Genomic DNA, 14,974 nt, shown 5'->3' with positions numbered 1-14,974 from the left:
TTTCATCTATTAATTGTGATACATTTTACATTTTCTACAGTTTTAACCTAGAGAAATGATATATATTTCAAACTTTCTATTGATAAACCTGACATATAAAGTTAAGTTTTGCAGATGCAAATCCAGAACAATTAAATTTTACCCTATAATATTTTCCATAGTATTTAGCTATTAAAACTTGTGACTTATTGGCGCCAACAACCACTTCTGTATCTTCAATCCAGTGTTTTGAATCTACACTTACTTCTACCACTGCCTTAATTTCCACATCGCTATTATTTTCAATAAAAAATGTACCATTTATAATACGTTCTACATTTACTGTAGGTGAAAGTGCTGTATTAAAAATCTTTAGCTCCCAATGCTTTTCTACAACATCTACAATCTTCTGGTCGTGGTTTATTTTTGAATAACAAACCACTAATTTAGGTGCACCTTCATAATTAGGACTCAAATTTGAGGAAAAGCTTGCAAGTGTCCTGTGTTTTTCTCTAGATTTTAAAACTAACCCTTTGTTCTTTATAGAATTATCATGCCACTGATCAAAAATATGAGTTATATCTACATGAATAATTCCGTGAGAGTTTTTATTTAACTCAAACTTTACCTGTTTTTCATAATACTCAGGCTGATTTTCAAATGACGTATCTAGATCAAAGTCCTCTTTAAGTGGATATACATAAAAATTTGTTTTAGAATGTGGTATATTAATTTTATTTAAGTATATTTCTAGTTCTGCAGAATCTACAACTATATTTTCAGATATGTCATTTATATTAAAATACATATAAGTTCTATATGTATTTTTCCCTGTAAAGCCAACCTTTAACTCATTATCCTCTACATCATTTTTAGAATTTGAATTCGTTATTGTAATACATTTTTTACATACAATTTGTGTTTTTTCACAAGGCATACAATTCCCCCCTCATAACTAGAATATGTATAAAACTTAAAAAAAAGGCTTACAAAGTTTATCTTTTTTTAAGCCTTTTTTAAGTTTCATGACCGAAAATATAATTAACTTCTAAGAGAGGAGAGTGAAATGATGACAATATTTCTAAAAAAGAATCTATTTAAGATAGGTCTTATTTTTCTAATATTACTATCCGCATTTTTTTGTATTTACAGTATAAAAAATTACAAAGCAAATACTATTATATCTAAAAACAACATACAACAATTTAACAATAATAAAAGCAATAAAAATATTCCTGTTCCAAAAGATAATGCTAAATTTTCAAATGGAACCAGGTATAATCAAAAAAATAACATTCAAAATCAGCCAGGTAATAGTATGCATTTTGGCAAAGAAAACAGTAAGAGATCTAGAAATGGTACACATCAAATACCCGGTGGAGATATGAGAGGAGACTTTTCATCTACCAAAAGCAAATATGCACCTTTTTTAACCTTATATTTAATAGCCTTTTTAATTTTGTGTGCTGGAACTTTCTACTTTATAACTCGTAGAGATTTAAAAATAAACAAAGATAATATAAAAATATTGATTTTTTCATTATTGTGTATAGGACTATTTTTAAGAATTTCATTATCTACAGTTATGGAAGGATACGGCGGAGACATAAATTTATTTAAAGATTGGGCATCAACTGCAGCAAATAGTTTTTCTCAATTTTATACAAATGCAAGATCTAGCGACTATCCACCTTTATATATGTATGTACTATTTTTAATTGGTAAGATTTCAAGTATAAGTTTAATTAATCCATATTACACATTACTTTTAAAGCTTCCATCAATTATAGCTGATGTGGTTACAGCTTACTTTATATATAAGATAGCTAAAAAGTATTTATCACTAGAATTTAGCATTCTCCTTAGTGCATTTTACATTTTTAACCCAGTTACTTTTATAGACTCTGCACTTTGGGGACAAGTAGATTCTTTCTTTACACTAATTATAGTACTGTCACTGTTTTTGCTATCAGAAGGAAAGACAATCCTGTCATCTATAGCTTTTACCTGTGCAGTGCTTATGAAACCTCAGGGAATTATATTTTTGCCGGTACTTCTATTTGAACTAGTACGAGAAAGGAATTTAAAAACATTTGTAAAGTCAATAGTTTCGGGTCTTATCACAGCTTTAGTTATAATATTACCTTTTTCCTACAGCCAAAATGCCCTGTGGATATTTAAATTATATTCAAAAACCATATCAGAGTACCCTTACGCTTCCGTAAATGGATTTAACTTTTTTAATCTAATTGGAGCAAATTATAAAAAGAACTCAGAAGTGTTTTTTATATTTAACTATCAGATTTGGGGAATGATTGCAATAACTGCAATTACTTTATCTTGCTGGTACTTATATGCAAAGAACAAAAACAAGGCGTTTGTCTTTGCTGCAGCACTTGTTCAAATTTCAGGTGTTTTCACATTTTCCACAGGAATGCATGAAAGATATTTGTTTCCTGCTGCTGCATTATCAGTTATAAGCTTTGTATACCTAAAAGATAAAAGGCTATTGGCTCTAGCAGTTGGGTACACTATAACAATTTACACTAATATTTATTATATTCTATTTGGTAGTTCAAGAGGAATGAATTCAGATTCTCACAGTTTAATAACAGATGGTATTTCACTGCTGAACATAATTTTGTTTATATATCTTATGAAAATATTAATAGATAATATGAAATTAGTTCACAATGCACGATGCACATTTCACAATTGTTGAGTTAAGTAAATAATAATAGAAAGGACGTGTAACTCATGAAAATTAAAAAAGCAATAATTCCTGCTGCAGGACTCGGTACAAGATTTCTTCCTGCTACAAAAGCTCAACCTAAAGAAATGCTTCCTATAGTAGACAAGCCAACAATTCAATATATAGTTGAAGAGGCTGTATCTTCTGGAATTGAGGAAATATTAATTATAACAGGTAAAAATAAGAAATCCATTGAAGATCATTTTGATAAATCCGTAGAACTTGAAGATCAACTTAAAAGGACTAATAAAACAACCTTATTAAAACTGGTTCAAAACATATCAAATATGGTAGATATATATTATACAAGGCAAAAGGAACCTAAGGGACTAGGTCATGCCATAAGCCTTGCTAAAAGTTTTGTAGAAGATGAACCTTTTGCAGTTATGTTAGGCGATGACATAGTTGACAGCAAAATACCCTGTCTCAAGCAGCTTATAGATTGTTATGATAACTACAATACTTCTATTTTAGGTGTTCAGCCTGTAAAGGAAGAAGCTATATCAAAATACGGTATTATAAGCGGCATTGAAGTTGAAAAGGGAACTTTTAAAGTCAAAGATATGGTAGAAAAACCAACAGTTAAGGAAGCCCCTTCAAATATTGCAATTCTAGGGAGATATATTATAACTCCAAAAATATTTGAAATACTTGAAAATACCAAACCAGATAAAAACGGAGAAATACAGCTAACAGATGCCCTAAAAGAACTTGTAAAAACTGAAGCAATATACGGATATTGTTTTGAAGGCGAAAGATATGATGCAGGAGATAAATTTGGTTTTCTTCAGGCAAATATACACTATGCACTAAAAAATAATGTCTTAAAAGGTGAGCTTTTAGAATACTTATCCACAATTAAAACTGCTCTGTAGGAAAATTCTAAGTAGAAATTTCAAGTCATACCAAAACATGATGACAAACCTCATCACACTAAAAACTTTTTATCCGATCGCTACCATTGCTAACACCCCCATCGCACACAGCGAAAGCGACTATCACCAAATCAAAGATTTGGAATATCTGCTTTTCTTCAAGGTGGGGGATAAGCACTGCTACGCGCCTGGATAAGTTCTTCTAAGGTTCAGATGGAGAAAAGGTATTCCTTATAAGCAAACTCCACCTGAACCTAAGAATCTCTTGATAAGTCTAAAGCTCGGTATTTTGAAAATCTAAAGAAGCTTATATAAACTCGTACCTCAGACATATATAAGCTTCTAAGATTTTCTAAAATGCCTCACTAAGACTTATACGAAAAGTTTTTAAGTGTGATTTTAATTTTGTCAGCATGTTTCCTTGTATGTGATATAATTTGCATATAGAAATTTATGAAACAAATATAAACTAATGAAGCCATAAGGTGGTAAGAAAAATGACAATACAGGTATATTTAGTTTTTATGCTAACTTTTATTATTTATGTTATAGGAACATTAGCATATTCTACTAGAATTGTGGGAATAAGAACTGGTAGAATTGCAGTATCTTTTGCTGTATTTAATGTTTTTGTACTTATACAAAGAACAGCTAATACTATTCAAGCTCCTTTGTTAGCAAAAACTATTGAAAATGGTATAAATACAGGTCATTCTAGTAACTTACTGTATATTTTTAGATGGATAGTTTTTTCTATTACTTTAGCCACAATAGCTGGTGCAATTTTAATGCCAACTTTTATAAAAGTGTTTAATAAATTGGTTATATCATTTAGTGTTTACAGATCTTTACCTAGATTGATGATTCATGCATTTTCAAAATCAGGAATTGAGCAGTTTAAAAATAGTATTTCAATTCCTAAAAGAGAAAATTTATCTGAATTAAGGAACTTTAGAAAAACTCCTAAAAAGGTAATTTTACTAAACATTATTGCGTTTTCTATATCTAGTGTAAGTATTTTATCATCATTATATGCTGGATGCTTAAGCCCTAATTTAAGAACTACTTGCAGCACTTTAGCATCTGTAATTAACAGTATTTCAACAATATTCATGGTTATATTTATTGATCCATATTTATCTATGCTGACAGATGATGTGATAAGAGGAGAACGTACAGAATTGGAATTTAACCGCTGCATAATTTTTATTGTTGGTGGATTGATTATAGGAAGTATATTAGCACAATTAATATTAGTGCCTGCTTCACATCTGATAGTAATTATAGCAAGGTTAATTTAGTTGATTTGGAAAAAAGATTTTTTTAATTTTCAAACTGTAAAGTCTAGTTTCTTACTTAAAAATAAACTTATGCGTAGAAATATTTTACAATAAACAAACACATTTAAATATTTTGCATATAAGTCTTAGTAAAAAATTTTAGAAAAACTTAGACCTTTTGAATTGTCTGAGGTACGAGTTTTCAAAAGGTCTTAGGTTTTCAAAATTTTTTGGTTAGACTTATCAAAATATTTAACGTGTTTGTGTTTGTAAAAATATTCGGAGCATAAGTTTATTTTTTGTTTAGTAATCTACACTTTAGGCTTCAAATGTGCTGAATGCCTCTAAGAATTTATCAATATCTTCTTCAGTATGCTTTACATTTAAAAATATAGCTTCGAATTGAGAAGGTGCAATATATATGCCTTTGCTTATCATATGCTGAAAATACTTTGCAAAAAGAGCAGTATCACATTTTTTAGCATCTTCATAATTTCTAACTTCTGAATCTTTAGTAAAGAATATAGCAAACATTGCCCCGCACCTATTTACTACAACATTTATGCCTTTCTTTTTTGCTATGTCCTTTATACCCTGCTCCAATTTTGCACCTAATTTTTCAAGATGTGTATAGTAATCAGGATTGTCATGCAGCTTCTTTAAAGTTGCAATTCCTGCAGCCATTACAAGAGGATTTCCGGACATTGTTCCTGCCTGATAGACAGGTCCCATTGGTGAAAGTTTTTCCATTATTTCTTTTCTTCCACCATAAGCACCGCAAGGAAGACCTCCACCTATAATTTTTGCAAAAGTAGTTATATCCGGTTTTATTCCATAAATGCTCTGGGCTCCTTTATAAGCTACTCTAAATCCACTCATTACTTCATCAAAAATAAGCAAGCTTCCATTTTTATCACAAATACTGCGAAGACCTTTTAAGAAATTCGCATCTCCAGGAATTACGCCCATATTTCCTGCTACTGGTTCTACTATAATTGCTGCAATGTCTTTACCATGCTTCTCAAAAATCTTCTCAACATTAGAAAGATCATTATATTTAGCTATTAAAGTATTTTTTACACTGTCTTCAGGGACTCCAGCGCTTCCCGGAATACCTTCTGTCATAACTCCAGAACCTGCCTCTACTAAAAAGTCATCAAAATGTCCATGATAGCAGCCCGCAAATTTTATTATTTTATTTCTTCCAGTATATCCTCTAGCAAGCTTTACTGCACTCATAGTTGCTTCCGTCCCTGAATTTACCATTCTAAGCATTTCTACATTATCTAAAGTGGTACATACATATTTTGCAAGCTCCAATTCAAGCTCTGTAGTAGCACCAAAAGATATAGCATTTTCGCTTGTATCCTTTATAGCCTTTACCACATCATCATCACAGTGTCCTAAAATCATAGGTCCCCAGGAGCATACAAAATCTATGTATTTATTACCATCCTCATCATAAATATAAGCTCCTTTTCCCTTCTTTATAACAGGTGGATTTAAAGGCACATCTTTAAATGCTCTAACAGGACTATTTACTCCTCCTGGCATGTATAATTTGGATTCATTAAATATATCATCATTTCTCATTAACTTTTACATCTCCATTCCATTTCTTCATCATTAACAGAATATTTTATTTATAAGCTTTAAATATTCATCTTCTTTTCCTTGAAGTTTTGCTTCTTTTAATGCATCTATAGCCCTATTTATATATACTTTGGCTGTGCTCTGTATCATAGTTTGTACGAGCACTTCATTATCCTTGGTATACCTCTTGTTTTTAAATGTCTCTATCCTCTTTTCACATATTTCACTTCCGAAACTTTTCATCTTCTGTATTTCCGGTGAAAGCTCATCTAAAGACTGCCATTTTATAAATTCATCTATATATTCTTGGATAATATACCTGTACTTTTCCATTTTTTCTTTTCTCATAATCTTATTATTTTCATCAATACTGCTTATATTATCTATGTCATATACTTTTACATCTGGAAGACTTAATACACCTGCATCTATATCTTTAGGTACTGCAAGATCAAATATGAGAAATTTCTTTTTAGGAAGTTCTTCTTTATAAATTATAGCATGAGGTGCAGAAGTACAACTTATAATACAATCCACATTGCTATAATAAGCTTTTCTTTCTTTAAAAGTTATGAACTTAATCCAGTTACAATTTTCATATAAATCTTTAACTTTGTTCAAATCACGCACTACGATATATACTATTTCGGTATTCAATCCAGCTAAATATTTGAGGACAAGCTTTCCTATTTCTCCAAACCCAATTACCATATACCTTTTTATTTTGCTTTTTTCTGCTTCTTTAACAGCTATTGATGGTACAGATACAGGTATTTTATACATTTCACAGTCATTCTTAAACTTCTTACCACAAGTTATTGCATTCTGAAACAGCCTCTGAAGCTGTCCTTTTATAGTCTTAACTTTTAATGCCATATTATATGCAGTCTTAATTTGTCCTAAAATTTGATCTTCTCCCAAAATTTTAGAATGGAAACCACAACTTACTTCCATTAAATGCTTAATAGCATCTTCACTTTTTGCATAAAAGGTATATGTAATAAGTTCCCTGCTCCAACCTAAAGCATCAAATACAGCATTTATTAGTTCTTCCCCTTGTGTATTAGAATCCACATATATTTCTGTTCTGTTACAAGTACTCAAAATTAAAACGTTTGCTGTAATTTTATAAACATTTTTTAATTTGTTTTCTAATTTTGACGATACAATAGAGAACTTCTGCCTTATTTCAATATCACATTCACTTTTTACCCCTATAAGTTGTATCATTTTATCAACTCCAATATTACAACTATATTATTATAATTAAAATATAACTTCACTATATACCTAAAAAACCCTTTAACTAAGTGTTAAAAGGTCTTTACACATAAAACATAAGTAATAAATGCTTTATTTATTACAATGCCCCCTATCACTTGTAGAGTTAATGGCCTATTATATAGGCAGGTCTTCTGACTTAAGCTTCATCATCTAAGTATGCCTTCCCTATTTACAAGTGGCTTGTCCTACTTAAATTCACCTAATACAGCTACAAGATAGTTCAGGATTCCCACCTGATTCCCTTTTGATTAAACCTATACTATTATTTATTAAATTCTATTTTACAACATTAATTTTCACTTTAATTATAACATTATCATAAAAAGAATCAACTATAGAGTTTCTAGATTGAAAGTTGACATATACCAGTTAATATGCTGACAAATCTCATCATACTAAAAACTTTTTATAGGTCTAAAGTTCGGTATTTTGAAAATCTTAGAAGCTTATATAAACTCGTACCTCAGACATATATAAGCTTCTAAGATTTTCTAAAATACCTCACTAAGACTTATAAAAAAAGTTTTTAAGTGTGATTTCAATTTTGTCAGCATTATTTTCAGGTATAAGTTCAAATTTCAAGCTAGAACACCTCAATGTGGATTTATAACTTAAAAATCAACTTATACGCAAGCATATTTTTACAATAATGAAGCTCTTTTAAATATTTTGCATATAAGTCTTAGAAAAAAATTCGTAAAAACTTAGAACTTTTGAATTGTCTGAGGTACGAGTTTTCAAAAGTTCTTAGCTTTTTTAGAACTTTTTACTTAGACTTATCAAAATATTTAATTAGCTGAAGGTTGTAAAAAATATCTGGAGTATACGTTGATTTTTTTGTTTAGAAACTCTACCTCTATTTTACAGTGCCTTTTAAATCATACAGCGTTTCATTATCCATGCCACCCATTCCCTGATGCTGGAAACTACTATTTTCTTTTGAGCTATTGTCTTTTTTATTATTAGTAGTATTGTTATTAGAATTTGAACTTTTTTGAGCTTGAGAACTAGTAGTGTCTTTCCATTCAGTAGTTGAAACAGCTTTGCCATTTTTCTGAATCCAATTCATTATATCCTGAGAATCTCTTCCTCCCATACCTCCTGTAAGTACATATCTTACCTCACCTTTTTTAACCATTTGTTTAAATTCGCTTAAGGAAAGTATCTTGTCAGATCCTGAGAAACCTCCAAGGGCCATTACGCTTTTGCCGCTTTCAATTATTATATCTTCAGCAGAAGCAGAACTTGAAACTACAAGTGCATATTTTTCATTTGAAGTATGATTTTCAAGGAATTTTATAAGTTTTGAATTCTTACTGCTGTTTTGTCCACCCATCATCATGGAATTTCCTGATTTACTATTTGACAGGAGCTCCAATCCTGCAGCAGGCAAAGAACTTAAGCTGTGAGTTATAGCAGCAGCAGAACCGATAGCAGGTGTTACCAAAATTCCTACAAGGGCAAGTGTTGTAAATATCTTAGCAAGTCTTCCATTATTATCCTGATCCAAATTTTCTCTCTTGACTATTCTATATATTATAAGCAGTGCAGAAGATGCAAAACACAATATGATAGCTGCTATAATTATAGATTTTATAGTAGTGGATATAGTAGTAGTAAAATAGGATAACATCAAAAGATGTACCAATCCTTCTGCAATAAATGCTGCAGGCATTATCCATGATTTTATGCCGCCTTCCTTATATAGCTTCCACATGGAAGTAAGTCCTATTCCACATAAAGCTGCAATTGGAGGAGCGAGCATACTTAAATAATATGGATGGAACAATCCTTTTGTGTAGCTGAAATATATGAATTCAGGTACCAACCATAATGTCCATAATGTTAACCCTAATTTTTTCTTATTATCAAATGGAAATTTAAGTTTTTCTACTATTACAGCTGCAGCAAGTCCAAATATAGCTAGAGGTAAAAACCAAACTATCTGGTCTGACAAAACATTTTTAGAAAATAATCTAGTAACACCTGGCGTTGTCTGTCCTCCAAAGCTTCCTGAAAGTCCATTTGATCCGCCAGGCCCACCGCCACCAGGTCCTCCACCTTGATTCTTGGAATTGCCTTGTGTATTCTGACCTCCCGGACCTCCTTGTGGACTTTGAGCCGAATTTCCTGAATTTTGTGGAGGTGTCATCGCACTAGGAGCATTACTGTTTCCACTTTGTGAATTTGCCTGATTTTTGCTAAAATTACTTCTAAATTCTTTAAATTGAAAATTTCCTACCTTTCCTGATGGTGCTCCACCCATACCACCATTAGTACTGCTGAGCCTTTCCAATCCATTATGTCCAAATATAAGTTCAGTAACGGTGTTATTTGTACTACTCCCTACAAAAGGTCTGTTTTGCGATGGAACCAAGTCCACTGCTACTGCCCAGGATAAAGATATTACTCCAAGAATAAGTGTACTTATAATCAAATGTTTTATCCTCTGTTTTACAGGTACAGCTGAAGAAATCAAATAAGTTATATATAGAGCAGGAGCTATCATATATGCCTGAAGCATTTTTATATTAAACCCTAATCCTACAAGAACCAAACTTATTATTAAATATTTAAGCTTGCCTTTTTCAGCAGCTTTGGATAAAAATAAGCAGGCAAAAAGTAATGTCACAATTAATAGATTGTCTATAGTATTATTCCTGCTGGTTGCTACAAAAACTGGCGTTATTGAAAGACATAGAGCTGATATAAGTCCTGCTATCTCTCCAAAAGATCTCTTTACTATATAATATAAGATTCCAACTGAAATTACTCCGGCAAGAGCCTCGGGAAATAATATACTCCATCCACTAAATCCAAATATTTTTGCTGATATAGTCTGTATCCAAAAACCTAAAGGTGGCTTATCAATGGATACAAATCCCGCGGGATCAAATGATACGAAAAAGAAATTTTTAAAATTCATGAGCATACTCTTTACACCTGCAGCATAATATGAATTTGCATATCCTTCTATAGTTAAATTTGCAAAATTCAATATTGCAGATATGACCAGAATTATACATAGTGCAAATCTTTCTTTTGTAAATTTTAATTTTTTCATAAGTTTTCCTCCTTAATTGAATACCCATATTTTATATAATAAAAAATTTATTACCTGAGCTATGAGTGTTACAATTATTTTTGATAAATACACGTTTAGATTAAAATCATTTATTAAAAATTTCATAAACACAAGTGTTGAAATAAGTGAAATAAGATTTACTATTACAAATTGTGATACCTCTCGAATCACCTTTTTTCCAGAACTTTTATATTCAAAAGTCCACTTTTTATTGAATATGAAGCTATTTACAACTCCAAAACTATAGCCTATAACCTGGCTTATAGTATAATGGAGTCCAAATACACTTTGACAAAGGGTGAATACAGCAAAATCTATTATTGTATTTATAACACCAGTGGCAGAAAAACGACTTAGTAGTTTTAGTTTACCATTGAAAATAAAATCCATAGTTTTAATTAATTGATCCATACTTATCTACTCCTTTCTATTAGGCATTTTCAAATAAATAACCAGTCAGTATGCTAGCCTATTTTTTATCATACTGCGTCGGCAGAACCCTTAGATAGAATTCACTATCTGCGGAACCTACCTCCTTGTCTGATAAAAAATATCCGTCGCATCTTTGACTTGTTATTTTCTTTCAAATGCCTTATTTACTATATTTTCAATAACATAATTAGGTCTTCCTTTACTTTCGTCGAAAATTCTTCCAATGTACTGGCCTATTATACCCATGCAACTTAATATTATCCCAAACATTATCAAATCAATTGATATTATGAGTCCAAAATTTACTATGCTGGTTTTTTGTAATATACATTTTGTAAATTCAACTATGATTGAAACAATTCCAATAAAAAGTGATAGTCCTCCTAAATATCCAGCAAGCATAAGCGGCTTATAAGAAAATGATGTTATACCATCAAAAGCCAGTTTCATCATTTTTTTAAGCGGATACTTGCTATCCCCTGCAAATCTTTCATGCCTTACAAATTCTACAAAGGTTTGTTTGTACCCAACCCAACTTACAAGTCCCCTCACATATCTATTTTTTTCCGGTAGTGAATTCAATGCATTGCACACTTTTCTATCTATAAGTCTAAAATCTCCGGTGTCTACAGGAATATCAATGCTAGTCATACTCTTTAATAATCTATAAAATGACCTTGCTGTAAATCTCTTAAAAAACGATTCTCCTTCCCTCTTAGCTCTTTTTCCATAGACGACATCATAGCCTTCCTTCCACTTATTAATCATATCTAAAATAACCTCTGGAGGGTCTTGAAGATCTGCATCTATTACAACTACAGCCTGCCCTATGGAGTTTTCCATTCCTGCAGTTATAGCACATTGATGACCAAAATTTCTCGAAAAATTAATAAGTCTTATATTTTCATCCTCACTACATATCTTTTCCGTCTTTTCCCTAGTCTTATCGCTACTTCCGTCATTTATAAATATAATTTCATAATTCTCTAAAGTAGAGTCCATAACTTTTTTAAGTCTTCTATAGCTTTCATCTATTACTAGCTCCTCATTATACAGTGGTACTACTATAGAATACATTACATTTTCATTCATGTTATTCACCTCAATTTAATGTTAGGCATTTTTAAAGAAATAACCAGTCAGTATGATAAAAAATATCCGTCGCATTTTTGACTTGTTATTTTCTTTCAAATACCTTAGAAACTTTATCGATCTAGCTTAATTATTATTTTGAGGTTTCAACCTTAAAACAAACTTAAAATTATAACAATAAATGGAGAAAAGTTTGTTAATTATATTTCATAGTTAAAATCATATAGCTTTATAGTATAATATTTAGAGATAAGGAGGGAATTTTATTATGAGATTACTTTTAGTTGAAGACGAAGTTATGCTTTCAGATGCTCTAGTTTATATTTTAAAGAAAAATAATTACGCTGTAGATACAGCTTATGATGGAATTACTGGACAGGAAATGGCTGAATCCGAAATATATGATTTGATAATACTTGACAGAATGCTTCCAGAAAAAAACGGACTTGATATTTTAAAATTTATAAGAAAAAAAGGTATTGAAACCCCAGTGCTTATGCTTACTGCTATGGACTCAATTGAAAATAGAGTAGAAGGACTTGACAATGGAGCAGATGACTATCTTGTAAAGCCATTCTCTAAGGAGGAACTGCTAGCTAGAATAAGAGCTCTCAGCAGAAGGCATACAGATTTTATCCAACATGGAAGCATTAAGCTGTCCTCTCTAACTTTCAATCCACTGAGGGGAGAAATTGAATGCAATGGTAACAAAACTAAACTAACTACAAAAGAATCCCAGCTTCTAGAGCTTTTAGCCCGCAATAAAAATCAAGTACTAACTAAAGATCAAATTCTAGATAGAGTATGGGGCCTTGATTCCGACATAGAAATGAATAACAACATTGAAGTGTACTTTTCATACCTGAGGAAAAAATTAAGAGAATTAAAATGCAATGTAGTCATTGAAACTATAAGAGGTATAGGCTACTGCTTGAAAGAGGTTTAAATTATGTTTCGTAAACTAAAAATACAACTTATTCTAATCAATTTAATACTTACAAGCTTGGTATTAATAACCATATTTTCAGGCATATATATACTTATGAACACAAGTTTTGAACATTCTGCCTATATGCGTATGAGTAAAACAGCTGAAATGGAAAATATTCCACCTTCCGGGCCTCATGACAAAAACATGACTGCTTCTGAAAGCTTTTTTATAAAAATAAATTTTAAAAATCAAATTGAGGAAATATCCCCTAATTCCCCATTGTCTGAAAAAGACTATAAAGAACTATTAGAAAAAATATTAAAGAAAGACAAACTAAACGGCACTTCAACATATGGAAATTATATTTTGAGATATATTAAAGTTCCTAAAAGCTATGGACTTATTGTGGTTTTTCAAGATAAAGCCTTCGACGATGAAGTACTGCGTCGATTGATTACTATATCTGTAACAATTTACATAATAAGTCTCGTTTTTGTATTTATAATAAGCTTATTCCTTGCCAACATATCTCTAAAACCTATTATAAATGCCTGGAAAAAACAAAAAGCTTTTACTGCAGATGCATCCCATGAACTTCGAACTCCCCTTGCAGTTATAACCACTAATTTAGATATAGTACTAGACAATAAAGATGAAACCGTAGAAAGCCAGGATAAATGGCTTAAAAATATTAAGATTGAAACTACACGAATGACTAAACTCATAGAAGACCTTTTATTTCTTGCTAGATCAGATTCTCATAAAAACGGATTTGATAGTTCTTCCTTTGACATAAGCAGTGCTGTAACTAAATCTGTAGCTCCTCTTGAACCAGTTGCCGCAAAACATAAAATAGCCATTTTGTCAGATATTCACCCCAATATAATTTTTTTAGGGAATGAGGGAAGGATCAACCAACTTATAACTATCTTAGTTGACAATGCAATAAAACATACCCCTGAAGGTGGCTCTATTAAAGTAACTTTAGGAAAAGTAAAAAATAAAGTTGAAATAACAGTGTCTGACACAGGGGAAGGCATAGCTCCAGAGCATCTAAATAGAATCTTTGAGAGATTTTATAAAGTTGATAAAGCTAGGTCAAATAGACAGGGTAATTTTGGGCTTGGACTTTCCATCGCAAAGTGCATAGTGGAAGAACATAATGGAACTATAGATGTATCAAGTACTGTAGGTAAAGGATCTACTTTTAAAGTTGTATTTCCAGTAAGTTAAAGATCCATATAGAATTTATAAACGAAAAATCAACTTATACTCCGAATATTTTTTACAACATTCAGCTCATTAAATATTTTGATAAGACTAAGAAAAAATTTTAAAAAAATACTGAGGACTTTCGAAAACTCGTACCTCAAACAATTCAAAAGTTCTAGATTTTTTAAAAAATTTTTTCTAAGACTTATATGCAAAATATTTAAAAGAGCTTCATCATTGTAAAAATATACCTGCGTATAAGTTGATTTTTAAGTTATAGAATCTGGATAGGTTTTCTAAGTTAAATTTGTCAGTATATGAATTGGTATAAATGAACTTTACCTCTATTCTTTTGTTCTAATTTTTAATCATAATTTCTTTTTTTGTTAATACCTTTTATAAGAGTGACAACATTAAAGCATCTTTGTGTTAATTGTATATTAAAGAATTATCATAGGG

General features: G+C 30.9%; 11 protein-coding genes and 1 riboswitch. Of the genes, 5 read left to right on the top strand and 6 right to left on the bottom strand.

Annotation, left to right across the window (positions count from 1 at the left end):
• Positions 1 to 76 precede the first annotated feature (76 nt).
• The gene (locus CLAU_RS12380; protein WP_023162670.1) at positions 77 to 916 is read right to left on the bottom strand and encodes a DNRLRE domain-containing protein; all 840 of its coding nucleotides are present in this window, start codon (positions 914 to 916) and stop codon (positions 77 to 79) included.
• A 129-nt stretch (positions 917 to 1,045) separates the two neighbouring features.
• Between CLAU_RS12380 and CLAU_RS12375 the strand changes: the two genes are divergently transcribed.
• From CLAU_RS12375 to CLAU_RS12365, 3 genes are all read left to right on the top strand, one after another.
• Positions 1,046 to 2,701, top strand: coding sequence for a glycosyltransferase 87 family protein (locus CLAU_RS12375; RefSeq protein ID WP_023162669.1), 1,656 nt, complete (start codon positions 1,046 to 1,048; stop codon positions 2,699 to 2,701).
• Positions 2,702 to 2,736: 35 nt separating this feature from the next.
• On the top strand, positions 2,737 to 3,606 hold the full coding sequence (gene galU, locus CLAU_RS12370; RefSeq protein ID WP_023162668.1) for a UTP--glucose-1-phosphate uridylyltransferase GalU: 870 nt from the start codon (positions 2,737 to 2,739) through the stop codon (positions 3,604 to 3,606).
• Between the two features lie 497 nt (positions 3,607 to 4,103).
• Complete coding sequence (locus CLAU_RS12365; protein WP_023162667.1) at positions 4,104 to 4,907, top strand: lipid II flippase Amj family protein; 804 nt, start codon at positions 4,104 to 4,106, stop codon at positions 4,905 to 4,907.
• Positions 4,908 to 5,204: 297 nt separating this feature from the next.
• On the opposite strand, the gene hemL is transcribed toward CLAU_RS12365, so the two are convergent.
• The 5 genes from hemL to CLAU_RS12340 all read right to left on the bottom strand — a co-directional run bounded on the left by hemL (position 5,205) and on the right by CLAU_RS12340 (position 12,372).
• On the bottom strand, positions 5,205 to 6,479 hold the full coding sequence (hemL, locus tag CLAU_RS12360) for a glutamate-1-semialdehyde 2,1-aminomutase (RefSeq protein ID WP_023162666.1): 1,275 nt from the start codon (positions 6,477 to 6,479) through the stop codon (positions 5,205 to 5,207).
• 33 nt (positions 6,480 to 6,512) lie between these two features.
• Positions 6,513 to 7,709, bottom strand: coding sequence for a glutamyl-tRNA reductase (hemA, locus tag CLAU_RS12355; protein ID WP_023162665.1), 1,197 nt, complete (start codon positions 7,707 to 7,709; stop codon positions 6,513 to 6,515).
• Positions 7,710 to 7,867: 158 nt separating this feature from the next.
• Positions 7,868 to 8,036, bottom strand: a riboswitch (cobalamin riboswitch).
• A 583-nt stretch (positions 8,037 to 8,619) separates the two neighbouring features.
• Positions 8,620 to 10,827: a glycosyltransferase family 39 protein gene (locus tag CLAU_RS12350; protein WP_023162664.1), complete on the bottom strand. Its 2,208-nt coding sequence runs from the start codon at positions 10,825 to 10,827 to the stop codon at positions 8,620 to 8,622.
• Between the two features lie 12 nt (positions 10,828 to 10,839).
• A complete protein-coding gene (locus CLAU_RS12345; RefSeq protein WP_023162663.1) occupies positions 10,840 to 11,259 on the bottom strand; it encodes a GtrA family protein in 420 nt (139 codons plus the stop codon).
• Positions 11,260 to 11,421: 162 nt separating this feature from the next.
• Entirely contained in the window at positions 11,422 to 12,372 is a 951-nt protein-coding gene (locus CLAU_RS12340) for a glycosyltransferase family 2 protein (RefSeq protein ID WP_013237127.1), read from the bottom strand.
• 268 nt (positions 12,373 to 12,640) lie between these two features.
• Here CLAU_RS12340 and CLAU_RS12335 point away from each other — a divergent pair, with 268 nt between their 5' ends.
• Together CLAU_RS12335 and CLAU_RS12330 are read left to right on the top strand one after the other, a co-directional pair.
• Entirely contained in the window at positions 12,641 to 13,318 is a 678-nt protein-coding gene (locus CLAU_RS12335) for a response regulator transcription factor (RefSeq protein WP_023162662.1), read from the top strand.
• Positions 13,319 to 13,321: 3 nt separating this feature from the next.
• Entirely contained in the window at positions 13,322 to 14,536 is a 1,215-nt protein-coding gene (locus CLAU_RS12330) for a sensor histidine kinase (protein WP_023162661.1), read from the top strand.
• Positions 14,537 to 14,974: the final 438 nt, after the last annotated feature.

The sequence above is a fragment of the Clostridium autoethanogenum DSM 10061 genome, assembly GCF_001484725.1.
Classification (GTDB): domain Bacteria; phylum Bacillota; class Clostridia; order Clostridiales; family Clostridiaceae; genus Clostridium_B; species Clostridium_B ljungdahlii.
Note: the sequence above shows the minus strand (reverse complement) of the source record. Positions and strands in the feature narration are given on the sequence as shown.